This is a genomic window from Microvirga flocculans ATCC BAA-817 (assembly GCF_000518665.1).
Classification (GTDB): Bacteria; Pseudomonadota; Alphaproteobacteria; order Rhizobiales; family Beijerinckiaceae; genus Microvirga; species Microvirga flocculans.
Window position 1 is genome coordinate 56,298 of record NZ_JAEA01000013.1, and the last position, 24,183, is coordinate 80,480.

The 24,183-nt window shown below is 62.0% G+C and carries 22 protein-coding genes; 6 read left to right on the forward strand and 16 right to left on the reverse strand.

All coding sequences use genetic code 11. From position 1 onward, the window contains the following. Window positions 1–2: 2 nt before the first annotated feature. The 4 genes from L879_RS23310 to L879_RS0115355 form a co-directional block, all read right to left on the reverse strand. Window positions 3–1,355, reverse strand: a complete 1,353-nt coding sequence (locus L879_RS23310; protein WP_161634674.1) for a glycosyltransferase — start codon at window positions 1,353–1,355, stop codon at window positions 3–5. After that, a complete protein-coding gene (locus L879_RS23315) occupies window positions 1,327–2,523 on the reverse strand; it encodes a glycosyltransferase (RefSeq protein ID WP_084021064.1) in 1,197 nt (398 codons plus the stop codon). The genes L879_RS23310 and L879_RS23315 overlap by 29 nt, the downstream gene beginning before the upstream one ends. Further along, window positions 2,520–3,827, reverse strand: a complete 1,308-nt coding sequence (locus L879_RS0115350; protein WP_154664229.1) for a glycosyltransferase family 4 protein — start codon at window positions 3,825–3,827, stop codon at window positions 2,520–2,522. Before L879_RS0115350 ends, L879_RS23315 begins: the two co-directional genes overlap by 4 nt. A 602-nt stretch (window positions 3,828–4,429) precedes the next feature. Further along, window positions 4,430–4,870 (reverse strand): OsmC family protein, encoded by a 441-nt coding sequence (locus L879_RS0115355; RefSeq protein ID WP_027316888.1) that lies wholly within the window; start codon window positions 4,868–4,870, stop codon window positions 4,430–4,432. Window positions 4,871–5,001: 131 nt separating this feature from the next. On the opposite strand from L879_RS0115355, the gene mazG reads away from it, so the two are divergent. Continuing rightward, window positions 5,002–5,847 (forward strand): nucleoside triphosphate pyrophosphohydrolase, encoded by an 846-nt coding sequence (mazG, locus tag L879_RS0115360; RefSeq protein ID WP_027316889.1) that lies wholly within the window; start codon window positions 5,002–5,004, stop codon window positions 5,845–5,847. Here the strand turns inward: mazG and hflX are convergent. From hflX to dusB, 7 genes are all read right to left on the reverse strand, one after another. After that, window positions 5,842–7,233: a GTPase HflX gene (gene hflX / locus L879_RS0115365; protein WP_027316890.1), complete on the reverse strand. Its 1,392-nt coding sequence runs from the start codon at window positions 7,231–7,233 to the stop codon at window positions 5,842–5,844. The genes mazG and hflX overlap by 6 nt on opposite strands. Before the next feature lies 1 nt (window position 7,234). After that, window positions 7,235–7,489 (reverse strand): RNA chaperone Hfq, encoded by a 255-nt coding sequence (gene hfq, locus L879_RS0115370; protein ID WP_009491222.1) that lies wholly within the window; start codon window positions 7,487–7,489, stop codon window positions 7,235–7,237. Window positions 7,490–7,720: 231 nt separating this feature from the next. After that, the gene (gene ntrX / locus L879_RS0115375; protein ID WP_027316891.1) at window positions 7,721–9,091 is read right to left on the reverse strand and encodes a nitrogen assimilation response regulator NtrX; all 1,371 of its coding nucleotides are present in this window, start codon (window positions 9,089–9,091) and stop codon (window positions 7,721–7,723) included. Continuing rightward, window positions 9,088–11,337: a sensor histidine kinase NtrY-like gene (locus L879_RS0115380; RefSeq protein WP_027316892.1), complete on the reverse strand. Its 2,250-nt coding sequence runs from the start codon at window positions 11,335–11,337 to the stop codon at window positions 9,088–9,090. Before L879_RS0115380 ends, ntrX begins: the two co-directional genes overlap by 4 nt. Before the next feature lie 144 nt (window positions 11,338–11,481). After that, window positions 11,482–12,951 (reverse strand): nitrogen regulation protein NR(I), encoded by a 1,470-nt coding sequence (ntrC, locus tag L879_RS0115385; protein WP_027316893.1) that lies wholly within the window; start codon window positions 12,949–12,951, stop codon window positions 11,482–11,484. Window positions 12,952–12,960: 9 nt separating this feature from the next. Further along, window positions 12,961–14,064 carry a two-component system sensor histidine kinase NtrB gene (locus tag L879_RS0115390; RefSeq protein ID WP_027316894.1) on the reverse strand — a complete coding sequence of 368 codons (1,104 nt, stop codon included), beginning with the start codon at window positions 14,062–14,064 and terminating at the stop codon, window positions 12,961–12,963. Continuing rightward, window positions 14,061–15,080, reverse strand: coding sequence for a tRNA dihydrouridine synthase DusB (gene dusB, locus L879_RS0115395; protein WP_027316895.1), 1,020 nt, complete (start codon window positions 15,078–15,080; stop codon window positions 14,061–14,063). Before dusB ends, L879_RS0115390 begins: the two co-directional genes overlap by 4 nt. A 117-nt stretch (window positions 15,081–15,197) precedes the next feature. Between dusB and L879_RS0115400 the strand changes: the two genes are divergently transcribed. Both L879_RS0115400 and L879_RS0115405 read left to right on the forward strand, forming a co-directional pair. Next, a complete protein-coding gene (locus L879_RS0115400; RefSeq protein ID WP_027316896.1) occupies window positions 15,198–16,391 on the forward strand; it encodes a bifunctional 2-C-methyl-D-erythritol 4-phosphate cytidylyltransferase/2-C-methyl-D-erythritol 2,4-cyclodiphosphate synthase in 1,194 nt (397 codons plus the stop codon). Then, window positions 16,388–16,876 (forward strand): CinA family protein, encoded by a 489-nt coding sequence (locus tag L879_RS0115405; protein WP_027316897.1) that lies wholly within the window; start codon window positions 16,388–16,390, stop codon window positions 16,874–16,876. The genes L879_RS0115400 and L879_RS0115405 overlap by 4 nt, the downstream gene beginning before the upstream one ends. Here the strand turns inward: L879_RS0115405 and L879_RS0115410 are convergent, their stop codons facing one another. The 3 genes from L879_RS0115410 to lipA are packed head-to-tail and all read right to left on the reverse strand — an operon-like array spanning window position 16,877 to window position 18,847. Next, window positions 16,877–17,344, reverse strand: a complete 468-nt coding sequence (locus L879_RS0115410) for a type II toxin-antitoxin system RatA family toxin (protein WP_027316898.1) — start codon at window positions 17,342–17,344, stop codon at window positions 16,877–16,879. It abuts the gene before it with no gap. 2 nt (window positions 17,345–17,346) lie between these two features. Further along, the gene (locus L879_RS0115415; RefSeq protein WP_027316899.1) at window positions 17,347–17,871 is read right to left on the reverse strand and encodes a P-loop NTPase family protein; all 525 of its coding nucleotides are present in this window, start codon (window positions 17,869–17,871) and stop codon (window positions 17,347–17,349) included. A 16-nt stretch (window positions 17,872–17,887) separates the two neighbouring features. Beyond that, window positions 17,888–18,847 carry a lipoyl synthase gene (lipA, locus tag L879_RS0115420; protein ID WP_027316900.1) on the reverse strand — a complete coding sequence of 320 codons (960 nt, stop codon included), beginning with the start codon at window positions 18,845–18,847 and terminating at the stop codon, window positions 17,888–17,890. Window positions 18,848–19,217: 370 nt separating this feature from the next. Between lipA and L879_RS0115425 the strand changes: the two genes are divergently transcribed. After that, the gene (locus L879_RS0115425) at window positions 19,218–19,568 is read left to right on the forward strand and encodes a hypothetical protein (protein ID WP_027316901.1); all 351 of its coding nucleotides are present in this window, start codon (window positions 19,218–19,220) and stop codon (window positions 19,566–19,568) included. A 34-nt stretch (window positions 19,569–19,602) separates the two neighbouring features. Then, complete coding sequence (rnk, locus tag L879_RS0115430) at window positions 19,603–20,031, forward strand: nucleoside diphosphate kinase regulator (protein WP_027316902.1); 429 nt, start codon at window positions 19,603–19,605, stop codon at window positions 20,029–20,031. A gap of 112 nt (window positions 20,032–20,143) precedes the next feature. Here rnk and L879_RS0115435 read toward each other — a convergent pair whose 3' ends face one another. Next, window positions 20,144–20,599: a GFA family protein gene (locus L879_RS0115435; RefSeq protein WP_027316903.1), complete on the reverse strand. Its 456-nt coding sequence runs from the start codon at window positions 20,597–20,599 to the stop codon at window positions 20,144–20,146. A 147-nt stretch (window positions 20,600–20,746) separates the two neighbouring features. On the opposite strand from L879_RS0115435, the gene L879_RS23320 reads away from it, so the two are divergent. Next, window positions 20,747–22,639 carry an acyltransferase family protein gene (locus L879_RS23320; protein ID WP_084021066.1) on the forward strand — a complete coding sequence of 631 codons (1,893 nt, stop codon included), beginning with the start codon at window positions 20,747–20,749 and terminating at the stop codon, window positions 22,637–22,639. A 99-nt stretch (window positions 22,640–22,738) separates the two neighbouring features. Here the strand turns inward: L879_RS23320 and lpdA are convergent, their stop codons facing one another. Beyond that, window positions 22,739–24,178, reverse strand: coding sequence for a dihydrolipoyl dehydrogenase (gene lpdA / locus L879_RS0115445; RefSeq protein ID WP_027316904.1), 1,440 nt, complete (start codon window positions 24,176–24,178; stop codon window positions 22,739–22,741). Between the last annotated feature and the right edge of the window lie 5 nt (window positions 24,179–24,183).

The window sequence follows — 24,183 nt, forward strand, 5'->3', positions numbered from 1 at the left end:
ATTTAAGAGGCTCTTGATAGCTCGGTCGCTTTCATCTCGATTCCTTTTGACGTCTTTGGACAAGACTCATTCAAGGATTCCAGATGTGCTTTCCACTTGGCCTCTGCCTGTTTCACGCCGAATGTAACCGTTGCCCAGCGCAAGGCGTTTTCCGCAATTCTATCCAGTGTTGAGTCGGTACCCTGGATCCGCCTGAGAAGCGCGGCAAGTTCCTGTGGGGAATACCATGTGAGGACATTGATATCGCGCTCCAAACCCATTCCTTCTATCGCCGAGTCGTGAGCAAGCACGACGACGCCATTCAGCGCAGCATGCACAATCTTTGTCTTGATGCCGCCTTGCAGCAATTCTGGAACCAGCATTGCTTTGTATTTCTGCAACTCGTGATCCAAGTCTTCGACGTAGCCCACAAAGCGAACGTTGGGGGAGAATTCACGCCTTATACTCTCCTCGCCTTCGCCGATCACATCCAAGGTGATGTCATGAATGCCTGAAGATCGAAGCTGTCCTAATATCTGTTTATCGAACATCTGGACGGCATTGCGATTAGGCTGATAGCTCATGCCTCCGAGGAAGACCAAGTGTCGAACCCGAGTCTTGAGAGGCGCAATATGATCGGGACCTTGCACACAGAACGGCGTCGCTGAGACTGGCCGAAGCGAAGCCTTTGAAAGAGCCATGGCTTCTGCTGAGCTCACCGTTAAGGTTACGTTTGCCTGTCGAGCGACGGTGATTTCACGCCGCTCAAGAATCGTCGCTTCCTTATCCAGGATAATGCGTGCTGCCGGGCGAATGAACCAACTCAGAGCACGCAGGACGGGAGCCTTATGATAGCCGAGAAGCCCATCGAGACCTCGACGCTCTTTAGCGATCCGTCTGTATCGCAGGGAAAGAAGATCATCGAGGTCAGCTATCCATGGCAGGTTCAGGAGCTCACCATAGCCAACGGTTCGTATCATGTCCGTGATAACGATCTCGACATTCTCAGCATGAACAATTCTACGTAAGGCCTTCTCGGCTCTCTTGCTTGCATAGAGGCATTCGTTCAGAGACTTTCGCCCCGGCAGGAACTCAAGAACGAATTGACGCACAAGCTCCCAAGGGCGAGGCCCCATCAAACTGAAGTATTGAATTCGAGAATTTAGGTTCGCTTCTTCATCGCGGATATTATGTTGAGCGTCTCCGAAATGCGCGACAAGAACACGATGACCCAAGCCGACTAAGCTATCGGAAGTCGTGCGAAGGACCGCCTTACGCCCTGTCATCCGGCCACGCAAATCCCGGGTCGCGATCATGAGAATTGTTTTTCTTTCGATCGGGGGCGCGCTATCTGAAGTCATGAGTTGTGCTTCCATCGGCGTCTTCAAAATAGACAGCTCGCAACTCATTGGAGAATGCATCGAGGTCGATGTATTCTCTCACCGCGCTTTTACTTTTCTCTGACATGCAAATACGTATTTCTGGCTCTCTTAAGAGTTCGCACAGAGCTTGCGCGAGAGTTTGCTCGTCGCCCGGTTTCACGATAATCCCGGCACCGTCCCCTATCACCGTCGAAATATCTCCGACGTCCGTTGCTATGACAGGCAATCCAGCGGCCATTGCCTCAAGCAAGGTCATTGGAAGTCCCTCCCAGAGAGAAGGAAGAACGAATATATCCGAGGCTGCCATCAGTCGCCCCACATCGGAGCGAGAACCTGTCAGCTGGACATGCGCTCCAAGCCGCTCGTCGTGGATGACCTGGAGAAGATGATTATGTTCGTTTCCTCCACCAACGATTATAAGCTTAGCCTTCGGGTACCGATGAACGACACCCCGAAATGCTTTGATAAGGATGTCGAAGCCCTTCCCTACGATCAGCCTTCCAACCGATATCACGACGAGATCTTCAGAATCATAGCCAAAAGAAGACCGCACTTGATATCGCTCTTCCCGGGGCAATGGCGGAGGAGGCTCAATGCGGTTCTGGATCACACTCATCGGTGTGTGACCGACACGCTTGCGTTGCATTCTCGCTACACGCGGCCCACAAGCCACAATGTGGTCCGAACCATAGCATAAGACTGCTCGTTCCAACGCGTTCTTTACATAAGTCCGCCATTCCTTCGCTTTAGGACCTTGACTATGCAGCGTTACGACAAAACGCGCACCAGATAGCCTTGACAGCAATGCGCCCGTTATTGTCGCATGGTTTAGATGGGCATGAACGATTTGGGGCCGCCAGTCTTGGATAAGAGATCTCAGCCTCTTCCATGACGACAGATCAAAGAGTTTTCTTTGCTGCACATCGACCACGTCAATTCCGAGCGCTCTTATCCTTTCAGATGCAGCAGTGGGTCCGGATAGATTGATGACGCGGATCGAGTATGGACCATTCAGCATTGTTCGGAGTTGTACTTCGAAGACTCTTTGAGCTCCGCCAATCGCAAGATCATCGATGATGAGGACAACATTCATGGAGCGAGAAGGCACCATTTCAGCCTCGTCGTCCTTGTAGAATATTCCTGCAAGGTCGAGACCGTTCATGGCCTTCTCCGTCGTTTCTCATCGATCGAAGAAGCTATGAGCGATAGGAGCGCTTCTGCATTCTGAGCCTGATCAAACTGGCTTACGACAAGGTTTCGCCCCTGCGAGGCCCTGCATCTTGCTTCCTGCGGATGCTTGCGAACATCCTCCAGCGCACGAACGAGACCGTTTACGTCGTCGACCTCGAACAACCACCCGGTGACACCGTCAATAATGATCTCAGGTATCCCCGTCAGTCGGGTCGCGATCACGGGCCTCTCATGAGCAAGAGCTTCGACGATTACTGTCGGCAGACCTTCTGTTTGATTTCTCGGTCCGATCCTGCTGGGAACGACCATGACGGAGCATCGAGACATGGCGTCTGCGACGCTTTCATTAGACTGTGCCCCTTTGAACGTTACTCGCTCCTTGAGGCCAAGTGTCCCGGCAAGATTCTCCAGGCGCTTACGTTCCGGACCATCTCCCAGAATGTCTAAATGCCAATCACCCAACGCGGCCAAGGCGAGTGCGCGCAGCAGAAGGTCGACTCCTTTGCGCGATTCCAAAGATCCGACGTAAAGCACCCGCCATTGAGCGGAGGTTGCCGTTGGGTGCGGCGTCAATCCATCAAGGAAGGCGCCGACATGGATGACGACAGGAGGCTTGTTCGCAAGAGATGGAACATGCTGAAGGATATATTTTCGATTGTACTCGCTGATCGTGCGCACGAACTCAGCTTCCGGAAGCTTGGTTCGCAGAAGAGCGCGCGTCTCAAAAATATCATGGGCATGGCAACTGACGCTGAAAGGCACGCCTGCCACCCGACGAACGATCCAGGCACATGTCGCAGGATGCCCAGCATATGCTGCGTGGACATGATCGGCACCCCATTCAAGGATATCTTCTGATATTCGAAGCGATTTTGGCAAAATGAAAATGGACTTCAGCATCATCACAGGGTTCGAAAAGCTGCCAAAAACGATGTCCCGAATGATTTCTGCTAAAGCTCTCGGCTTCCTGAAAAGCACGCGGAAGAACGCACTCAGCACATCCGCGGAGGCAAGGTATGCAAAATCTCTCGACCAGCCGAGAGTCTGCTTTGCGAAGTCGTGCACGACTTCGTGCCGGTTATAATGTGTGAGGTGATATATTCTGATATCGTAGCCTTTTTGATGAAAGGAAACGACATCCCGCATGATGAATGTCTCGGTCGTCTTCGGGAACTCAGTAACGATGACCGCCAGGCGACGCCTTTCAGGAGTTTCATTTATCTGTTCCGTCAGACAGTCGAAACTCTCCTCTTTCATGGCGGCTTGAAAGTTCAACACACGTCTTCCTGTTTCATATTCGGATGCTGAAATGCTTGTTTACTCAAGCTCAAACGCCGCTGAATAATGAGAGCAGTCCTGCTGACCAAGACTTGCCGATCATAGCTTATGGCAGAGGAAGCGTGGAACTCATCTGAAGAGGTACGCCTTTAACGCAGCCATCGAGAGCCACGATCGGAGGCCATCATCGTTTCGAGGCTCTTGCGACGTGTAATGCTCTGCTTGAGCTGTACTTCTTGTCACTGAGAAGCTGTTATGAACGGCAATCTAATTTAAGGCCTGTCGCAGCATTGGACAGAGCGAAGCAATGGCGCTCAGGTCTGCGAGAGTGTCGGGTGACAGCTCGTGGGCGCGCATCAGGAGTCGAGAGCACATCGCCCACGCGAATGTTCCCGCGGCCACCTGTCGGTATGACAACGGAGGAAGCTGCACCTGGGTTCGTCGAGTGCGACTGCATCCAGCCCAATGTCGCGCTCACAGCTTCCAGCCCCGTTTTTCCCAACCGTATAAGCCTGGCCGGCATAGGCCTGAGCGGGCCAGTCGCCCTGGACGCCGGGCCGGCCACGCTGAAATCTCGATCAGGCTTTGCTGAAGCGAAGCTAGGAAGCGGCTTCCGTGTCCTGGGCCTCATCGATCGCCGTCCAGGAATGCGTGATCTCAGCCACGGCGCCCAGCATGATCGAGGCCGAGCAGTACTTTTCCTTGGACAGCTGGATGGCCCGCTCCACCTTGGTGGGCGCCAGATCCCTGCCCTTGACCCGGTATTCGATGTGGATCTTCGTGAAGACCTTGGGATCGGTCTCGGCGCGCTCACCCGTGACCTCCACATCGCAATCCGTGATCTTCTCGCGTCCCTTGCGGAGGATCTGGACCACGTCGAAGGCCGTGCAGCCCCCGAGACCGATGAGCAGCATCTCCATGGGACGGATGCCGAGATTGCGCCCGCCATATTCTGGCGCTCCATCCATGACGACGGCGTGGCCGCTGCCGGATTCGCCTACGAACATCATGCTGTCGACCAGTCTGACCCGTGCCTTCATAAGCCTTGCCTCAACTTTGATGGATAATCCTTCGCGACCATCGCTAACCCAAGGAGATGGCGCAAATCCAGCTAGCCCCGCCTTTTGTCCTCAGGCTATGAGACAGACATAGAGCGACTTGGGATTTCATCATGAAGCCTTCCTCAGACATCACCCGGCTCCTCGAAATCATGGCGGCCTTGCGCACGCCCGGAACCGGCTGCCCCTGGGATCTGGAGCAGAACTTCGCATCGATCGGACCTTATACGATCGAGGAAGCCTATGAGGTCGTGGATGCCATCGAGCGCGGCGATCTGGCCGATCTCCGCGACGAGCTCGGCGATCTGCTGCTCCAGGTGGTTTTCCATGCCCGGATGGCCGAGGAGCAGGGCGCCTTCGCCTTCGGCGATGTCGTGGAGGCGATCACGAAAAAGCTCATCCGCCGTCATCCCCATGTCTTCGGGAACCTCAAGGACCTGTCTCCCGAAGAGGTGAAGAGTCTCTGGGATTCGATCAAGCGGGAGGAAAAGGAGGAACGTCGAACCGCGCGCGCGGAAATGGGCCTGCCGCCGGAGGCACACGAGGCCGGATTCCTCGGCGGGATTCCGACCGCCATGCCCGCCCTGCCCCGCGCCCACAAGCTGACGGCCAAGGCCGCCAAGGTCGGCTTCGACTGGCCCGATTCCGCCCAGGTCATCGATAAAATCCATGAGGAATTGGAGGAAGTTAAAGAGGCATCCGCAACCGGCAGCAGAGATCGGATCGAGGATGAGATCGGCGACCTTCTCTTTTCCGTCACCAATCTCGCCCGCCATTTCAACATCGATCCGGAGCAGGCCCTGCGCCGCACGAACGCAAAATTCGAACGGCGCTTCAAATCCGTCGAGGAGACGCTCGCCAGGCAAGGCAGGAGCCTGGACGACGCTACCCTGGACGAGATGGAGCAGCTCTGGGTGGCTGCGAAAATGGCCGAGCGTGAGCCCGGCCCGTCCTCATAGGACCCGTGCTTCGGGGAAACGGTTCAGGAAGCGCGGTTCCTTGCCGGGCACCAGGCGCACCCGAAGGATCGTATGCCCGTTCTCCTGCGTCCGGCGTCCCAGGATTTCGGTGTTTTCATGGAGCCAGGCCAGCCCCTGCCCGTCTTCCGGCGCGACGTCCACCTCATAGGTCGAACGCCCCATGGCCAAGTGCTGCTCGATGGTGGAGAGCAGCTCCGGAATTCCATCGCCGGTGAGCGCCGAGATCAGGATTGGCCGCCGCTCCGGGACGGTCCGGTACGAGGCGGTGGAAAGCCTCTCCCGGTCGTCAGGGGAAAGAAGATCGGCCTTGTTCCAGACCTCGACGATCCGCCGCGTATCCTCGGGGTCGATGCCAAGTTCGCGCAGGACAACGGCGACATCTTCGGCCTGTGCCTCGGTCTCACCATGGGAGACGTCGCGCACATGGAGCAGGATGTCGGCCTCGACCACATCCTCCAGGGTGGCCCGGAAGGCCGCTACGAGCATCGTCGGGAGATCCGAGATGAAGCCGACCGTATCCGAGAGGATGGCCTTCTCGCCATGGGGCAGCTCGATGGCGCGCGAAGTGGGGTCGAGGGTGGCGAACAGCATGTTCTCGGCCAGGACGTCAGCCCGAGTCATGCGGTTGAACAGGGTGGACTTGCCGGCATTGGTATAGCCGACGAGAGCGATGATCGGGTACGGAACCCGCCTGCGGCTCGTTCTGTGCAGGGAACGGGTCTTGACGACGCCTTCCAGGTCCCGCTCGATCCGGTTCATCCGTTCCTGGATCATGCGCCTGTCGGCCTCGATCTGCGTTTCGCCCGGACCGCCGAGAAAGCCGAAGCCGCCACGCTGGCGCTCGAGGTGCGTCCAGGACCGAACCAGGCGTCCCTTCTGGTAGGACAAATGCGCGAGCTCGACCTGAAGCGTACCTTCCTTGGTGCGGGCCCGGCGACCGAAAATTTCGAGAATGAGGCCCGTGCGGTCGATGACCTTCGCGCCCCAGGCCTTCTCCAGATTGCGCTGCTGCACGGGGCTGAGGGCGCAATCCATCACGACAAGGCCGATCTCCTCGGCGCGGATCAGTCCCGCCAGCTCCTCGACCTTGCCGCTGCCGATATAGGTCGCCGGACGGGGCGAGCTCAGAGGGGCGATCAGAGACTGGACGATGGACAGGTCGATCGCCAGGGCAAGGCCCGTGATCTCATCGAGACGAGCCTCGGGCGGGCGAGGATTGCTTCCCTCGCCCCCATCGGCCGATGAGCGCCGCCTGCGCGTCAGATAAGGCCCGACGACGAGGGTCCTGGTCCCTGCCGCAACCTCTTTTTCAGGTTCGGCAAGCTGAACGAGACGTTCTTCCCCGGGGCTCCGCGGTTCCGTCACCTCAAGCCTTCTCGCCAGCCTCGTCGATCTGGTCGAACAACTGGACGGGCTGTCCTGGCATGATGGTGGAAATGGCGTGTTTGTAAACCAGCTGGGAATGACCATCCCTGCGCAGAAGGACGCAGAAATTGTCGAACCACGTGACCACACCCTGAAGCTTGACCCCGTTCACGAGAAAGATCGTCAGGGGGATTTTCTGCTTCCGGACATAATTCAGAAAAGTGTCCTGAAGATTCTGCGCGCGATCGCCCGCCATTGAAGTTGCCTCGCCAGCCCATGGCCGCCGGTCTTGGCTATTGGGCCGCCTGAATATGGTTGTCCGCTTTCGTGCGGTCGGTGACCGGCCGTCTTATTACAGGGCGAACGGCAGCGTTCGGCAAGGGGGACGAAACGGTTCTACCCCCTCGGAGCATATTTTCCCGTGGATGACAGGTTGCATTTCCAACCCATGACAGGAGAAATACAACCTGCTGTTACTCTAGAACGCTTAGCTGCCGATCCCCAAGGACTTCAGCTTCCGGTGGAGAGCGGAGCGCTCCATCCCGATAAACTCCGCCGTCCGCGAGATGTTTCCGCTGAAGCGGGCGATCTGGGCCAGCAGATACTCGCGTTCGAAGATCTCACGTGCCTCACGCAGGGGCAGGCTCATGAGCTTCTCGCCGCCCGCCCCGCCCGGCGTGCTCGGCACGAGCGCGCCGATCTCCGAGGGCAGCATATCGGCCGTGATCTCGGAATCGGGATCGCCGGAGCTGAGAATCATGAGCCGCTCGACATTGTTCCGCAGCTGGCGAACGTTGCCGGGCCAGTCATGGGATTGCAGCACCGCCATGGCGTCCTCGGCGATCCGCCGCTTGGGCAGGCCCGTCGTGGACGAGATCTGCTCCATGAAGAACTCGATCAGTTCGGGCACATCCTCGCGCCGCTCGGCGAGCGAGGGCACCCGGATCGGAATGACGCCGAGCCGGTGGAACAGATCCTCCCGGAAGCGGCCCGCGGCAATCTCCGCGGGCAGGTCGCGGCTGGAGGAGGACACGATGCGGACATCGACATGGACCCGGGTCGTTCCGCCGACGCGCTGGAAGTTCTGGTCGACGAGAACGCGCAGGATACGGTTCTGCGTCTCGCGCGGCATGTCCGCGATCTCGTCGATGTAGAGAGTGCCGCCATGGGCCTCCTCGAGAGCGCCGACGCGGCGCCCACCGCCCTCGCCTCCTTCGGCCCCGAAAAGCTCGACTTCCATGGTCTCGGGCGTGATCGTCGCCGCCGAAAGAACCACGAAGGGGCCGTTGGCGCGGGTGGAATGGCTGTGAATGGTCCGGGCCGTCAGCTCCTTGCCGGAACCGGGCGCGCCCGTGATCAGAATGCGGGCGTTGGTGGGCGCGGCGCGTTCGACGGCCTGCCGCAGCTGGTTGATGACGATGGACTTGCCTGCGATGCGGCTCGCCTGAACGGAGCGGGAGCGCAGGTCGCGCACCTCCCGCTTCAGGCGGGACGCTTCGAGCGCTCGCTCGGCTACAAGCACGAGGCGATCCGCCTTGAACGGCTTCTCGATGAAGTCGTAGGCACCGGCCTTGATGGCAGAAACGGCGGTTTCGATATTGCCATGGCCGGAGATCATCACCACCGGCAGATCCGGGTGCTGGGACTTGATGATCTCCAGGACCTGGAGGCCGTCCAACCGGCTTCCCTGCAGCCAGATATCGAGAAAGACGAGGTGCGGACGCCGCGTCTCGATGGCCGCCAAGGCCTCGTCCGACGTTCCGGCCGTCCGGGTTCGGTGCCCCTCATCTTCAAGGATGCCGGCTACCAGCTCACGAATATCGACTTCGTCGTCGACGACGAGAATATCAGCACTCATAGGCTTGTCCTGCGGGTCTCGTTTCGGCCGGAAGCGGCCGATGGTTCTTCCGATTCAGCGTGTTTCGTCTTGGGGATCCACATGCGGACCTGACCGCCCCGGCCGGCGGGATTGTCGGCGAGTTCCATCCCGCCCCCATGGTCTTCCAGAATCTTCGCGACGATCGGAAGCCCCAGGCCGGTCCCACCGTCGCGGGTCGTCATGTAGGGCTCCAGAAGGCGCTGGCGGCCCTCGACCGGGAAGCCCTTGCCGTTGTCTGTGACGGCGATGATCAGGTAGTCCGGATGCGTGTTGTCGAGCAGGACGGCGATCCGCCCTTGGCCTCGCTCGGTTTCGGGAACGGCGGTAATGGCCTCCGTCGCGTTCTTGACGATGTTGGTGAGAGCCTGGGAAACGAGCCGCCGGTCGAAAGACGCGACCAGCGGCCCTGGCGGAACCTGATCCACGAACTCGATCTCGGGATGCGCGATCTTCATCATGAAGATCACCTGCCGGATCGTTTCGGCGAGATCCTCGTTGCCGATGGTCGGCTTCGGCATGCGGGCGAAGGACGAGAATTCATCGACCATGCGCTTGATGTCGTCGACCTGGCGGACGATCGTGTCCGTGCACTGATCGAACACCTCGCGGTCCGTCGTGATCACCTTGCCGTACTTGCGGCGGATGCGCTCGGCCGAAAGCTGGATCGGAGTCAGGGGATTCTTGATCTCGTGGGCGATGCGGCGCGCCACGTCCGCCCAGGCGGAGGTGCGCTGCGCCAGCACGAGGTCCGTGATGTCGTCGAGGGTGATGACGAGATCACGCTTCTCGCTGCGGGTCTGCTCGCTCGTCACGCGCACATTGATCGTCCGCTCCTTGCCCTTGCGGGCGATGTGGATCTGCTCCTGCATCAGGCGCTGACGGCCCTGGCTCATCTCTTCGACGAGCGGCGCCACCTCCGGCAGGACCATTGCGATGGGCTTGCCCAGGAGATCCTCGCGGGAGGTGCCGAGCAGGGCCTCGGTCGAGGGATTCACGATGGTGATGAGCCCCCGCGCATTGACGCCGATCACCCCGGCGGAGACGCCAGCCAGGACCGCCTCCGTGAAGCGCCGGCGGCGGTCGATCAGGTCGCTGGCGGCGGTCAGGCCGTCATGCTGCCGCCGCAGCTCCGAGGTCATCTTGTTGAAGGTCTCGCCCAGGTGGCCGAGATCCCCCTCGCCCCGCTTCACGGGCACCTGGACGTAGAAATTGCCAGTGGCGACCTGGTCGGTCGCGTGGATCAGGCGGCGGATGGGCGCGACGAGGCGGTTTGCGAAGTTCAGGCCGAACCAGACCGCCGACAGGAGGACGATCAGCGCGATCAGCGTGAACATGGAGGCGAAGGCGATCTGGATGCCGGCCTTCTTCTGGTCGAGAGCCTCATAGAAGGCCACGCCCGCCTCAGCGACCTGGGGAAACTCGATGGCGCGCGGATCCACCTCGCGGGCCACGTAGAGCACACGCCCTCCATGGGCATCGAGCTTCAGGGCGGAGCGGAAGATGTTGCCCGACCTCTGGAACAGGCAAAGAGCCTCCTTGTTGCTCGCGTCCTCCAGATCCGCCTGCGACGGCATGGGGACGCCTTCGAGCTTCTTGGCCTCGAAACGCTCGACCACCGTGCCGTCGGGCTCCAGGATCATGGTGAGGGGGAAGCCGAGGAAGGTCGCGCGGGAGTTCAGGAATTCCCGGAAGAGATTGCGGTCGGCATCGTAGAGAACCTTGGCGCGGTTGAGGTCCGCCGCCATCAGCTGGGTTTCACGGGCAAGCGTGCGGCATTGCAGCTCCCGATAGGAGCGGGCAATGGAGACCGTATTGGTCATGAGGTCCTTGAGCGCACCCGTGAACCAGGGGTCGAGACCGCGTTCGAGGGTCACCGTCGCCACGGCTGCGACCAGGATGGCCGGCAGAACCGCGACCAGGCTGAACAACCCGACGATCCGCACGTGAAGGCCCGCCGCCGCAGCCCCTGCCCTGCGCTCGCGCACCAGCTTTCGGGCCTGCCATGCGACGATTCCGATCAGCAGGGCGATCAGCACGCCGTTCAGCATGAACACCCACACGACCACGTTGTGGGTGGGCAGCAGCGGCGTGGCGCCCGAGAGAATCAGGAAAGTGGCGAGGGCCGACGCCAGGGCCGAGAGCACGGCCCCGTAGCCCAGCCAGCCGAGGCCGCTCTGGGACGGCTCCGCCGCCTGACGTTGTGCAATAGTGTCCTGGTCGTTCAAGACTGAGGCCCCGCAAGATAGGAGCCTTTGAACGGCCCCCCTGTCATGGGGTGATGCACCAACACAACACTGTGGTCAAATTATTACAGCCCCTCACGCCCCGGCCGAGGACGAGAGCACTGCCCGGAGCGGTCGTATGATCGGCTAGCTCCGGTTCGAGCGGACCACCATGAGCTCCAGGTCCCGCACCTTCTTGCGCAAGGTATTGCGGTTCACCCCGAGCAGCTCCGCCGCCCGGATCTGGTTGCCCCGGGTGGCGGCCAGGGCCGCCCCGATCAGAGGGCCCTCGATTTCCCGCAGGACGCGGTGATAGAGCCCGGGAGGCGGGAGCGTGTCCCGGAAACCGGAAAAATACTCGTTCAGGTGGCGTTCGACCGCATCCGACAGCCCTTCGGAGGCTTGCGTCTGGCCCGTCTGCGAGGCCTTGCCAACCGGCTGCGGCGGCAGGAGGGGCTGGGAATCGAGTTCGGCGTCGATGATGGCGCCCGTGATCGTATCCTGGGGATAGAGGGCCGCCAGACGCCGCACGAGGTTTTCCAGCTCGCGCACATTGCCCGGCCAGCGGTAGCGCTTCAGGCGGTCCATGGCCTCCACGTCGAGCTGCTTGCGGGCGAGCCCCTCCTTCTCCACCAGGAGGAAGAAGTGGCGTACGAGATCGGGGATATCCTCCACCCGCTCGCGCAGGGGCGGCAGGCGCAGAGGAACCACGTTGAGCCGGAAATAAAGGTCCTCGCGGAAAAGCCCCTGCTGGATCAGGACGCGCAGATCCTTGTTGGTCGCGGCCACGATGCGGACATTGGTCTTGATCGGCACCCGGCCGCCGACCGTCGTGTACTCGCCCTGCTGGAGGACACGCAGCAGGCGGGTCTGCGCCTCCATGGGCATATCGCCGATCTCATCGAGAAACAGGGTTCCGCCTTCGGCCTGCTCGAAGCGGCCGGTATTGCGCGCGGTCGCCCCCGTGAAGGCGCCCTTCTCGTGTCCGAAGAGTTCGGACTCGATAAGCTCCCGCGGAATGGCCGCCATGTTCACGGCCACGAACGGCCCCTGACGGCGCTTGCCGTAATCATGAAGCGCCTTCGCGACCAGTTCCTTGCCGGTTCCGGACTCGCCCGTGATCATGACCGTCAGGTCGGTGGGCATCAGGCGGGCGAGCGCCCGGTAGATTTCCTGCATCGCGTGCGAACGCCCGACGAGGGGGATATCCTCGTTCTCCTGCGCGGGACTGGCGCCGGAGGGAACGTTTCGCGGACGGGAGAGCGCGCGGCCGACGACGGCCACGAGTTCCTTCAGGTCGAAGGGCTTCGGCAGATACTCGTAGGCGCCACGCTCGGAGGCCTTGATCGCCGTCATGAACGTGTTCTGAGCGCTCATGACGATGATCGGAAGCTCGGGCCGCATCTTCTTGATGCGAGGGAGGAGATCGAAGGCGTTCTCGTCAGGCATCATCACATCGGTGATGACGAGGTCGCCTTCCCCTTGCGAGACCCAGCGCCAAAGGGTTGCGGCGTTGCTCGTCGACCGGACCTCGTATCCTGCCCGCGACAGGGCCTGGTTCAGGACGGTCCGGATGGCGGCATCGTCATCGGCAAGAAGAATCTGTCCGCTCGGCATTTTTTAGCCTCATAGATCGGCCCCGCGACCGTCATCGGCGCGGTGCATCGGCAGGAGAATTCGAAAGGCGGTGCGACGAGGCGCCGGCTCGCATTCCACGATGCCGCCGTGGTCGCCCACGATCTTCGCAACGAGCGCCAGGCCGAGGCCGCTGCCCTGGACCTTCGTTGTGACGAAGGGATCGAAGAGATCGCTCATCAGCTCGGACGGAATGCCGGGACCGTTGTCGATGACGCTCAATTCGATCGGCAGGCTGACCCGCTCCTGGGAGCCCGGAACCTGGAGCCGCACGCCCGTGCGGAACGCCGTCGACAGGATGATCTCGCCATCCGGCGCATCGATCCCGATGGCCTCTGCAGCATTCTTGACCAAGTTCAGGATCACCTGGATCAGCTGATCCCTGCTGCCGAGAACCGGAGGAAGCGACGGGTCGTAATTCTCGACGAAGCGGATATGGCGGGCGAAGCCCGACTGGGCGAGCCGCTTCACGTGGTCGAGAACGCCGTGAATATTGACCGGGCCCCGCTCCACCGGACGCTCCTCGCCGAAAAGCTCCATCCGCTCGACGAGCTTCACGATACGGTCGGTCTCGTCGCAGATGAGGCGGGTCAGCAGGCGGTCGTCCTCGCTGGCCGATTGCTCGAGGAGCTGGGCGGCGCCCCGGATCCCCGAGAGCGGATTCTTGATCTCGTGCGCCAGCAGCGCGCCGAGCGCGGTGATGGACCGGGCGGCCCCGCGATGGGTGAGCTGCCGGTTCATCTTGTCGGCAATCGTCCGCTCCTGAAGCATGATGACGACATCGTCGCTGTCATCGCCCAGGGGGCATGCCGAGACATCCACGATACGCTCCGCGCCGAGACGCGGGCTGCCGATATCCACCCGGTGCTCGCTGACGCTGGAGCCCCGCTGGCGAACGTCGTCGACGAGCGCCAGAACGGGCGAGCCGAAGGGCAGGAAGTCGCTGAGCTTCTGGCGCTGCATCATGCGCAGGCTCATCTCGAAGAAGGCCTCGGCGGCCGCATTGGCATGAACGATCCGATGCTCCGGCCCCACGGTGAGAACCGGAATCGGCAAGGCATTCATGATCTGGTCGTTCACGGTCATGGCCGTCATGCCGCTTCCCGCTCCTGGCGGTCGTAGAGGGAGCGCAACAGCGTGATCACGGTTCGGGGCTCCTCGGATGTGACGAGTTCCATGCGCGCGCCCGGCGCGACCTGAAAGCCGGACGCGGCGGCTGCATCCGCATAGGCGGCGAGATGCTTGCGGGCATGGCGGATGCCGGTCTTCTCGCCATAGAGGGCAAGAAGGCCCTCGTAGTGCTCGATGGCGACGGCCGCCTTCTCGTCCGGGGATGGATCGGGAAGGACCCGCCCCTCCAGGGCCGCGCCGATCTGGCCGACGAGCCAGGGGCGCCCCATGGCGGAGCGTCCGATCATGACCGCCGTCGCGCCCGACCGGGAAAGGCAGGCCCTGGCCTCCTCCAGCGATCCGATATCGCCATTGGCGATCACGGGAATGCGGACGGCCTCCACGACCGGAGCGATGGCGCCCCAATCGGCCCTGCCCTTGTAGAATTGCTGCCGGGTGCGGCCATGCACCGTCACCGCCTTCACGCCGAGAGCCTCCGCCCTGCGGGCGAGTTCCGGCGCATTGATCGTGCCATGATCCCAGCCCAGGCGCATCTTGACCGTCACGGGAACCGTGGCCGCCTGGACAGTCGCCTCGATCAGCCGGGCGGCATGGTCCAGGTCGCGCATGAGGGCGGATCCCGCATAGCCGCCGATCACCCGCTTGGCCGGACAGCCCATGTTGATGTCGATGATGCGCGCCCCGGCCCCCTCGGCGACCCGGGCGGCCTCCGCCATCCAGCGAGGCTCGCAACCCGCCAGCTGAACCACATGCGGCTCGATTCCGGTCCCTTCCGCGCGCAATTGCGCTTCTTCCGAGCCCTGAACGAGCTCGTCGGAGGCGACCATTTCCGAAACGACGAGTCCGGCCCCCAGGCGCTTGGCGATGCGCCGGAAGGCGACGTCCGTGACGCCGGAGAGAGGCGCTAGAACGGCTGCGGACCCGACCGCAACCGAGCCGACGCTGAAGCCGCCACAGCCTATTTTTTGATCACTATCCATTGTGCCTAATCAATAGCCATTTTGCAGTGCGGTGCAAGTCCTTCCTGCAGTGGATTTGCCTTATTCCGGTGTCGCGCTTAGGACAGCGACAGCGCTAGCAACGGAGAGTTTCCCTGAATGTCAGTCGCCGCCCTTATCGTTGCAGCAGGACGTGGTTCGCGAGCCGGCGAAGGGCTTCCGAAGCAGTACCGGATGCTCCAGGGGCAACCCGTTCTGGCGCGCACCCTCTCCGCCTTCCTGGACCATCCGAGGATCGACCAGACGATCGTGGTGATTCACCCGGATGACCGCGAACTCTACAAGGCGGCAACCGGAGGCTTGCATCTCTCTTCGGCGGCCCTTCTGCCTTGCGTGGATGGCGGGGAAACGCGGCAGGATTCCGTTCGGAACGGGCTCGAGGCCCTAACGGCTTCGGCTCCGCAGATCGTGCTTATCCATGACGCCGCCCGCCCCTTCATCCGACCGCAGCTCATCGACCGGGCCGTGGATGCAGCCCAGCGCTGGGACGCCGCCGTTCCTGGAACGCCCGTCACCGACACGATCAAGATTGTCGGTGAGCGGTCGGAGGTGGTCTCGACGCCGGACCGGGCTCGCTTGAGGGCGGTTCAGACCCCGCAGGCCTTCCGTTTTCCTCCGCTCCTGAAGGCCCATCGTGAGGCTGCGGCCGCCGGGCTTCACGCCTTTACCGACGATGGAGCCCTGGCGGAATGGGCAGGTCTGCCGGTCCATGTGTTCGACGGCGACCCCGGCAATGTGAAACTCACCCATCCGGCCGATTTCCAGGAAGCCGAGCGGCGCTTGAGAGGCGATACAATGTCTTACGTGACCCGGTTGGGCACCGGCTTCGATGTCCATGCCTTCGGCGAAGGGGACCATGTCTGGCTCGGCGGGATCAAGGTCCCCCACGACCGAGGCGCCATCGCCCATTCCGATGGGGACGTCATCCTTCATGCCCTCACCGATGCGGTCCTGGGCGCTCTCGCCGACGGCGATATCGGCACCCACTTCCCGCCGAGCGACCCGCAATGGCGCGGCGCGTCATCCGACCGGTTCCTGGCTCACGCCGTCAATCTGGTGCGGGAGCGCGGCGGCATCGTCGATCATCTCGACGCCACCCTGCTCTGCGAGAAGCCGCGCCTCGGACCGCACCGGGACGCCATGCGCCGGCGCATCGCCGAGATCGCAGGCCTGCGCCTGGATCAGGTCTCGCTCAAGGCGACCACGACCGAGAAGCTGGGTTTCACGGGGCGGAGCGAAGGCCTTGCCGCGCAGGCGGCCGCGACTGTCAGGCTGCCGGAGACCCATCCATGATCGCCGATCTGCAAGGCCGCGCCGCGGCGCTTCTCGATGCCTACAGGCGGAAAGGCCTGAAAATCGCCACGGCGGAATCCTGCACGGGGGGGCTGGTGGCAGCCCTGCTGACCGAAATCTCCGGCTCCTCCGCCGTCGTCGAACGGGGCTTCGTGACCTATTCCAACGAGGCCAAGACGGAGCTGATCGGCGTCCCCGCCGACCTGATCGCGGCCCATGGGGCGGTAAGCGAGCCTGTCGCGCGCGCCATGGCCGAGGGGGCGCTGGCCCATTCGCAGGCGGATGTGGCGGTGGGCATTACGGGAGTCGCGGGCCCGACCGGCGGAAACGCGACGAAGCCCGTCGGCCTCGTCCATTTCGGCCTGGCGAGGAAGGGCGCGCCGACGGTCCATCTCGAACGCCGCTTTGGCGACCTGGGGCGGGCGACCGTGCGCCGCAAGGCGGTGGAGGAGGCCCTGGCGCTTCTGGAGCAGGCGATCCGTTGATCAGAGGCGGGCCTGGGAGGCCGCACCGTAGATCCGGTCGGCCCGCTCCTCGAAGGCCTCGGTGAACTTGCGGAAGGCCTTGTCGAAGACGCTGCCCATCAGGACACCGAGGGCGAAGCTCTTGAATTCGTAATTGATGTAGAACTCCACCTCGCTGCCGGCGGGCGCCTCGCGGAAGGTCCAGCGGTTTTCGAGATACTTGAACGGCCCGTCCACGTATTCGACGTTGATCCTCAGCCGGGGATCGTCCAGCGTCACCCGCGTCGTAAAGCTTTCCCTGATCGCCTTGTAGCCCACGGACATGGTGGCCACGAGGGTTTCGACGCCCTCCCCGCTCTGAACCCGGCGGACGATCCGCAGATCCTCGCAGAGGGGCAGGAACTCCGGATAGCTCTCGACATCGGCCACAAGAGCGAACATCTGGGCCGGCGTATGCTTGACGATCCGGGAGGTGCGAAAGGTCGGCATGCTCAAGCGGCCTTTCTAAGGGTCGTGAGCTCGGCCTCCAGGGCCGGGATCTCGGAACGGGACTTCAGGACATAGACCCGCTGGTCGGAACGCAGACGTTCCAGCATGCGGGCCGTCTTCGGCCGCATCCTGCGGGGATAGTCCCAGATCCAGCGCATGAACGACCAGTCGAAGCGCTCGACGCAATCGGGGCCGAGGTCCGCCCGGGCGCGGCCATAATTCTCCGCCACCCGCCAGAGCACCCCGGCAGCGCAGCGCCAGCGGGGCAGATCGAGCCAGACGATGGCCGTCGCTCTCGGCACGCGAATGTCGAAGGTGCTGGCGTAATTCCCGTCCATGACCCAGGACGGCCGAGCGGCGAGCGTCGCCACCCGTTCCCGCCATTCCGGCTTGGTCGGCATGGTCCAGCCGGGGCCGAAATATTCCCGGTCGAGATGGATCAGCGGCAGGTCGAGCCGCCCGGCGATGCGGCTCGCCAGAGTGCTCTTGCCCGCGCCTGGGCTGCCGATGACCAGAATGCGCTGCATGCCCTGAACCGGAGCCTCAGGCGAGCTTCGCCAGACGGGCCGCCTTCAGCTTGGCAAAGTCTTCGCCCGCATGATGCGAGGAGCGCGTCAGCGGGGTCGAGGAGACGAGAAGGAATCCCTTGGCATAGGCGGTCGTCTCAAAGGCCTTGAACTCGTCCGGCGTCACGAAGCGGATCACGGGATGATGCTTCTTCGTCGGCTGGAGGTATTGGCCGATGGTCATGAAATCCACGTCCGCCGAGCGCAGGTCGTCCATGAGCTGGAGAACCTCATTCCGCTCCTCGCCAAGGCCCACCATGATGCCGGACTTGGTGAAGATGGTCGGATCGAGCTCCTTCACCTGCTGGAGCAGGCGGATAGAGTGGAAATAGCGCGCGCCGGGGCGGACTTTCAGGTATTTCGACGGCACAGTCTCAAGATTGTGGTTGAACACGTCGGGCTTGGCCGCCACCACGACCTCGAGCGCGCCGGGCTTCCTCAGGAAGTCCGGGGTGAGAATTTCGATGGTCGTCTTCGGAGAACGCGCACGGATGGCCTGGATCACGTCGGCGAAGTGCTGCGCGCCGCCATCGGCCAGGTCGTCACGATCCACCGAAGTGATGACCACGTGCTCGAGACCGAGCTTCTCAACGGCTTTGGCCACATTCTCCGGCTCGTGCGGATCGAGAGCCTCGGGCAGGCCGGTCTTCACGTTGCAGAAGGCGCAGGCGCGGGTGCAGGTGTCGCCCATGATCATGAAGGTGGCGTGCTTCTTTTCCCAGCACTCGCCGATATTGGGGCAGCCCGCCTCCTCGCAGACGGTCACGAGCTTGTTCTCGCGCACGATCCGGTTGGTCTCGGCCCATTTGGGCGAGCCCGGGGCCTTCACGCGGATCCATTCGGGCTTACGCTGCTGAACAGGCTGATCCGGCCGGTGCGCCTTTTCCGGATGACGGGGACGCTGATCCTTGTTCAGAAGGTCGAGAACGACGGCCATGAAGCTTGAACCTTTTGGGCAAAGGGGCCCTGCCCCTTCCTGTTGAGCGCCTGATTTAAGACGTTCGGAGCCCAATCGCAAATGCTCTGATGGCGGGGCTGCCTTTCGCGGTTCGGTTCCCGCACAGCCTGCTCGACCGCGCCCGCTTCCGGGTCATTTGACAAAACAGGCAAGGTGTAGGAGCCTCGTTTCATCATGTTGAGCTTCGCACAAAACCGTCGCGGCCTGCATCGGGCAGGCAACCTCATCGCGGGCAAGTAGCCCCGGGCTCAACGTGCGTCCGCACCCCGAGCTCGGGGCGCTCCAAGATACCAGAACCCATAGTCGGACATCTTGTGAGGCCGGATGACAGCTCATCCGGTGCGGCGACATGCTTCGGAATTTGCTCCACCTTGTGTTCCGCCCGTCGGAACAGCGCCATGCCCGTTCGGCCCATCGGCCGGGCGTCTTGCCTGCAGAGCAGGCAAGCCCCGATCCGCAGGCCCCTTCCTCCGAGTTCCTGGCGCAGGTTCTCGGAACGGCGCTTGCCATCGACCGTGCCCTGAAAAGGCAGGACGAGGGCATGAGCAAGCGCTTCGACAGACCCATGGAGCCCCGCCTTTCGAGCGTGGGTCGACACGACGGAAAGATCGTCCCGCTGCGGCCGCGTAGCCGGCTTACGGCTCAACCTGCCGGCCTGCGGCCTTCCACCGACGACGATCCCGGACCGACTGCGGCCTGAGATGCCGCAACACTCAACGAACAGGAGACATGACATGGCCAAGAAGACAGCCGACTCATCCAAGCCGCGGATAACGCTGACGTCCATCGATTACGAGAAGCTTTCGGTTCTCGCCGAGGCTGCGCAGCACACGATGCCCGAGGTGGCAGCAGAGCTTGCCAACGAACTGGACCGGGCCCAGGTCCTCCCGAAGGGGCAGCAGCGGACCAACATCGTTTCGATGGGTTCCCAGGTCGAGTTCCGGGACGACATGACCGGGCGCGTTCAGACGGTCACCCTCGTCTATCCGCATGAGGCGGACATATCGCAGGGCAAGATTTCGGTGCTTACGCCGATCGGAACCGCCCTCATCGGCCTTCCGCTAGGGCAATCCATCGACTGGACCACACGGACGGGGGAATTGAAGCGCCTGACCGTGCTTCAGGTCGGGGAGCCGGCTTCGACGGCTGCAGAGACCGTCTGACAAGATCGCCCTTCGACCGAACCACCGGCCCCCGAAACAAATATTCCGGGGCCGGTGACGTCTCGGTTCTCGATCTCCGGGCCCCTCCCGACGAAAATGCAGGGGTGCGCGCTCAGGCCCGGTGCCTCGCGAAATCCTCTACCAGTTCGGGATACCTCTCCATCGGGGGAAACTTCTCGAAGCTGTGGATGGCCGGAGTCTTGGCCCAGGGCAGCGCCTCGCTGGTGAAGGTTTCGATAAACGGCACGAAGCGCCCGGCATCGTCGAGCATCGTGGTGCGGACATTGACGAAGTCGTCCAGACCCTCGGGCCGGGTAAAGAGCCAGCTCATGCAATGAGGGCAGAAAAAGTGCCGGGTCGGACCATGCAGGCCGCCGATGACCGGCTCGCCCTGGAGAACCCGGAAAGCCGCGCTCGGATAAAAAGCGCTCAAGGAAAAGGCGCTGGCGGTCATGCGCTGACAGCCCGTGCAGTGGCACGCCATCGTCATGACGGGCGGCCCCTCGACTAGGAACCGGACCTGCCCGCACCGGCACTCGCCCTTGTGCACCTCGTTCCGATCCGCCATCGCACCCTCCCCGCTCATGAAAAAGGCAAACTGCCGTCCTTGATTCCTTGATGTCAAATCGCCTCAGACCGGTCGTTACGTCACCCTGTACACTTGAGCCCTTGTTTCATATTGACTTAGCGTAAGGAATGCGGGGACGAATCAGCGGTGCAGTACAGGCGCGAGATCGATGGCTTGCGGGCGATTGCCGTTCTGTCGGTCGTCTTCTTTCACGCGGGCTTTAAAGGCTTCGGCGGCGGGTTCGTCGGGGTCGACGTCTTTTTCGTCATCAGCGGATACCTGATCACATCGATCATCCTCGGCGAGAAACTCGCTGGCGGATTCAGTTTCCTGCGTTTCTATGAGCGCCGCGCCCGGCGCATCCTGCCGGCCCTTTTTCTCGTCATTATCGCGACCATTCCCTTTGCCTGGCTGTGGATGCTCCCGGGCGATATGAAGGATTTTGCGCAGAGCGTCGCCTTCGTGTCCTTCTTTTCCTCGAATATCCTGTTCTGGAAGGAGAGCGGCTACTTCGACACGGTCACCGAGCTGAAGCCGCTCCTGCATACATGGAGCTTGGCCGTCGAAGAGCAGTATTACCTGATTTTCCCCCTGCTTCTGCTGTTGCTTCTGCGCAAGGGCAGACGCTGGGCCATGATCGGGCTCTCCCTTCTCTGCGTCGCCAGTTTCGTTGCCGCACAGACCGGTTCGCTCAAGAATCCCGTCAAGACCTTTTATCTGCTCCAGACGCGCGGCTGGGAACTGCTGATCGGCGCCCTGATCAGCCTTTACGTCTACGGCCGCCAGATCGCCTGGGGTCGGTCGGAAGCTGCAACGAGAGCCATCAACGAGGCCGGAGGTCTTTTAGGCCTCGCCCTGATCGTCGCTGCGATCGTCTTCTTCGACGAGACCACGCCTTTTCCCGGCGTCTACGCGCTTCTTCCGACATTAGGCGCTGGGCTCATCATCCTCTGCGCGTCGCAAGAAACGTGGGTCGGGCGCGTCCTGGGGTGGAAAGTACCGGTCGGGATCGGCTTGATCAGCTACAGCTTCTACCTGTGGCACCAGCCGCTCTTTGCTCTGGGGCGCTATATCGACCCAGACATCACTTGGTATGAGCTGCTGATGCTGGCAGGCCTTGCAGGAGTGCTCGCCACTTTGAGCTGGCGCTACTTGGAGCGGCCCTTCCGGGACCGGAACATGGTGAGCCGCAGGCAGATCTTCGCCTTTTCGCTCGCGGGGAGCGCTCTTCTCGGCCTGTTCGGCTGGGTCGGGCATGCGACCGAAGGTTTTGCAGGAAGGTACTCCCCAAAAGACGCATCCCTTACCCTTCCGATGGATCAGCGCGAAGATTACGTCTGGGCCCGTTTCAACGAGCGGCTACTCAAGCCGTTCGATCCAAAAGGTGGGCGCAAGGTTCTCGTCATCGGAGACAGCTATTCCGCCGACTTCCTCAACGCCGTGCATGAGGCCGGCTTGAACAGAAGCCTTCAATTCTCGACCTATGGCATCAGTGCTAGCTGTGGGAACCTTTACCTTACCATCGATCTGCTGCCCAAGATCGATCCGAAGGAGCGCGCCTTCTGCAGGACGCAGGACGGATATGCCAATGACCAGCTTCGCGAACGGATGAAAGAGGCCGATGCGATCTGGGTGATCGGGAGCTGGAGAGAATGGCAGGCGCTGCTGCTGCCTGAAAGCAAGCGGAACCTGGAGAGGGATTTCGGCAAGAAAGTGATCGTCGTGGGACGAAAGGACCTGGGCAGGGTCAATCTGCGACAGCTCGTCTCCATGCCGGAAAAGGAGCGCATCAAGCTCGAGTCGAACATGCGCCGCGCGCATGTCAGAACGAACGACCTGATGAAGAAGACGCTCGGGCAGGACTTCCTCGATATTTCCGAGCTTCTCTGTGGAAGCAGCACCAAGTGTCGTCCGTTCACACGGGACGGCAAGCTGATCTCGTTCGATGGAGGCCATCTCACCGAGGATGGCGCCCGCTATTTGGGCCAACGCCTCACTGAGAGCACCGAAGCGCGCAAGCTCCTGGGAGTTGTCGATTAGCCTGCCTCCGGCCGGTCGCTGAGATCGCCGCGCGGAGTCTTAGCATGAGAAAGCCAGCCCTTCTCGCGAAGGACTGGCTGGACGATCAAATGGATGCGCTCAGATGTGGATCACGCGTCCATAGGCATCCATGACGCTCTCATGCATGGTCTCCGAGAGGGTCGGATGCGGGAAGACTGCGTGGATCAGCTCTTCTTCGGTGGTCTCCAGGTTCATGGCGATCACGAAGCCCTGGATGAGTTCGGTCACTTCCGCGCCGATCATATGCGCGCCGAGGAGCTGCCCGGTCTTCTTGTCGAAGATCGTCTTCACGAGGCCTTCCGGCTCGCCGAGCGCGATGGCCTTGCCGTTGCCGACGAACGGGAAGCGGCCGACGCGGATGTCGTAGCCCTGCTCCTTCGCCTTGGCTTCGGTGAGGCCGACGGACGCGATCTGCGGGTTGCAATAGGTGCAGCCGGGGATCTTGGTCTTTTCCATCGCGTGGGTGTTGAGGCCCTTGATGGTCTCGACGCAAATTACGCCCTCATGCTCGGCCTTGTGCGCCAGCATGGGCGCGCCCACCACGTCGCCGATGGCGTAAATGCCGGGCACATTGGTGCGGCCGAGGCCGTCCGTGACGATGACACCGCGCTCGATCTTCACGCCGAGCTTTTCGAGGCCCAGGTTCTCGATGTTGCCGACGACACCGACCGCCGAGATCATCCGCTCAGCCGTAATCGTCTGTGTGCCACCCTTGCCGTCGTCGATGGTGGCAGTGATGGAATTCGCGCCTTTCTCCACTTTGGTGACTTTCGCACCGGTGAGGATCTTCATCCCCTGCTTCTCGAAGCGCTTGCGGGCGAGCGTCGCAATCTCCGCATCTTCGACGGGGAGGATCTGCGGCATTACCTCGACCACGGTCACTTCCGCGCCGAGGGTGCGGTAGAAGGACGCGAATTCCATGCCGATGGCGCCCGAGCCCATGACGAGCAGCGATTTCGGCATGGTCTGCGGGACCATGGCTTCAAAGTAAGTCCAGATCAGTTTTCCGTCCGGCTCGATGCCGGGCAGGACGCGCGGACGCGCGCCCGTGGCCACGATGATGTGCTTGGCCTGGTGCGTGCCGGGCTCGAGGATGCCCCTCGGCGGCGGAACCTGGGGCTGCATGGCGGGCTTCTTCGTCGCCGTCACCACCACCTCGCCGGGCTTGGAGATCGTCGCCTCGCCCCAGATCACATCGACCTTGTTCTTCTTGAGCAGGCCGCCGACGCCGCCGTTGAGACGGCCCGACACGCCACGCGAGCGATTGACGATGGCCGCCGGATCGAACCCGATCTTCTCGGCGGACAGGCCGTAATCCTTGGCGTGCTCCATGTAGTGGTAGATCTCCGCCGAGCGCAGCAACGCTTTCGTGGGAATGCAGCCCCAGTTGAGGCAGATGCCGCCCAGATGCTCACGCTCCACGACCGCGGTCTTGAACCCGAGCTGCGCCGCGCGGATCGCGGCCACATACCCCCCCGGCCCGCCGCCGATGACGATGATGTCGTATTGGTTTGCCATGGTGT

Bases quoted from the DNA above. Each gene is read 5' to 3' on its own strand.
- mazG (WP_027316889.1), top strand. From the start codon at position 5,002: ATGAAGCCTTCCTCAGACATCACCCGGCTCCTCGAAATCATGGCGGCC.
- dusB (WP_027316895.1), bottom strand. From the start codon at position 15,080: ATGGATAGTGATCAAAAAATAGGCTGTGGCGGCTTCAGCGTCGGCTCG.
- ntrC (WP_027316893.1), bottom strand. From the start codon at position 12,951: ATGCCGAGCGGACAGATTCTTCTTGCCGATGACGATGCCGCCATCCGG.
- L879_RS0115425 (WP_027316901.1), top strand. From the start codon at position 19,218: ATGCTTCGGAATTTGCTCCACCTTGTGTTCCGCCCGTCGGAACAGCGC.
- L879_RS23310 (WP_161634674.1), bottom strand. From the start codon at position 1,355: ATGGAAGCACAACTCATGACTTCAGATAGCGCGCCCCCGATCGAAAGA.
- L879_RS0115400 (WP_027316896.1), top strand. From the start codon at position 15,198: ATGTCAGTCGCCGCCCTTATCGTTGCAGCAGGACGTGGTTCGCGAGCC.
- rnk (WP_027316902.1), top strand. From the start codon at position 19,603: ATGGCCAAGAAGACAGCCGACTCATCCAAGCCGCGGATAACGCTGACG.
- L879_RS0115355 (WP_027316888.1), bottom strand. From the start codon at position 4,870: ATGAAGGCACGGGTCAGACTGGTCGACAGCATGATGTTCGTAGGCGAA.
- lpdA (WP_027316904.1), bottom strand. From the start codon at position 24,178: ATGGCAAACCAATACGACATCATCGTCATCGGCGGCGGGCCGGGGGGG.
- L879_RS0115435 (WP_027316903.1), bottom strand. From the start codon at position 20,599: ATGGCGGATCGGAACGAGGTGCACAAGGGCGAGTGCCGGTGCGGGCAG.
- lipA (WP_027316900.1), bottom strand. From the start codon at position 18,847: ATGGCCGTCGTTCTCGACCTTCTGAACAAGGATCAGCGTCCCCGTCAT.
- L879_RS0115405 (WP_027316897.1), top strand. From the start codon at position 16,388: ATGATCGCCGATCTGCAAGGCCGCGCCGCGGCGCTTCTCGATGCCTAC.
- L879_RS0115390 (WP_027316894.1), bottom strand. From the start codon at position 14,064: ATGACGGCCATGACCGTGAACGACCAGATCATGAATGCCTTGCCGATT.
- hfq (WP_009491222.1), bottom strand. From the start codon at position 7,489: ATGGCGGGCGATCGCGCGCAGAATCTTCAGGACACTTTTCTGAATTAT.
- ntrX (WP_027316891.1), bottom strand. From the start codon at position 9,091: ATGAGTGCTGATATTCTCGTCGTCGACGACGAAGTCGATATTCGTGAG.
- L879_RS0115410 (WP_027316898.1), bottom strand. From the start codon at position 17,344: ATGCCGACCTTTCGCACCTCCCGGATCGTCAAGCATACGCCGGCCCAG.
- L879_RS23315 (WP_084021064.1), bottom strand. From the start codon at position 2,523: ATGAACGGTCTCGACCTTGCAGGAATATTCTACAAGGACGACGAGGCT.
- L879_RS0115415 (WP_027316899.1), bottom strand. From the start codon at position 17,871: ATGCAGCGCATTCTGGTCATCGGCAGCCCAGGCGCGGGCAAGAGCACT.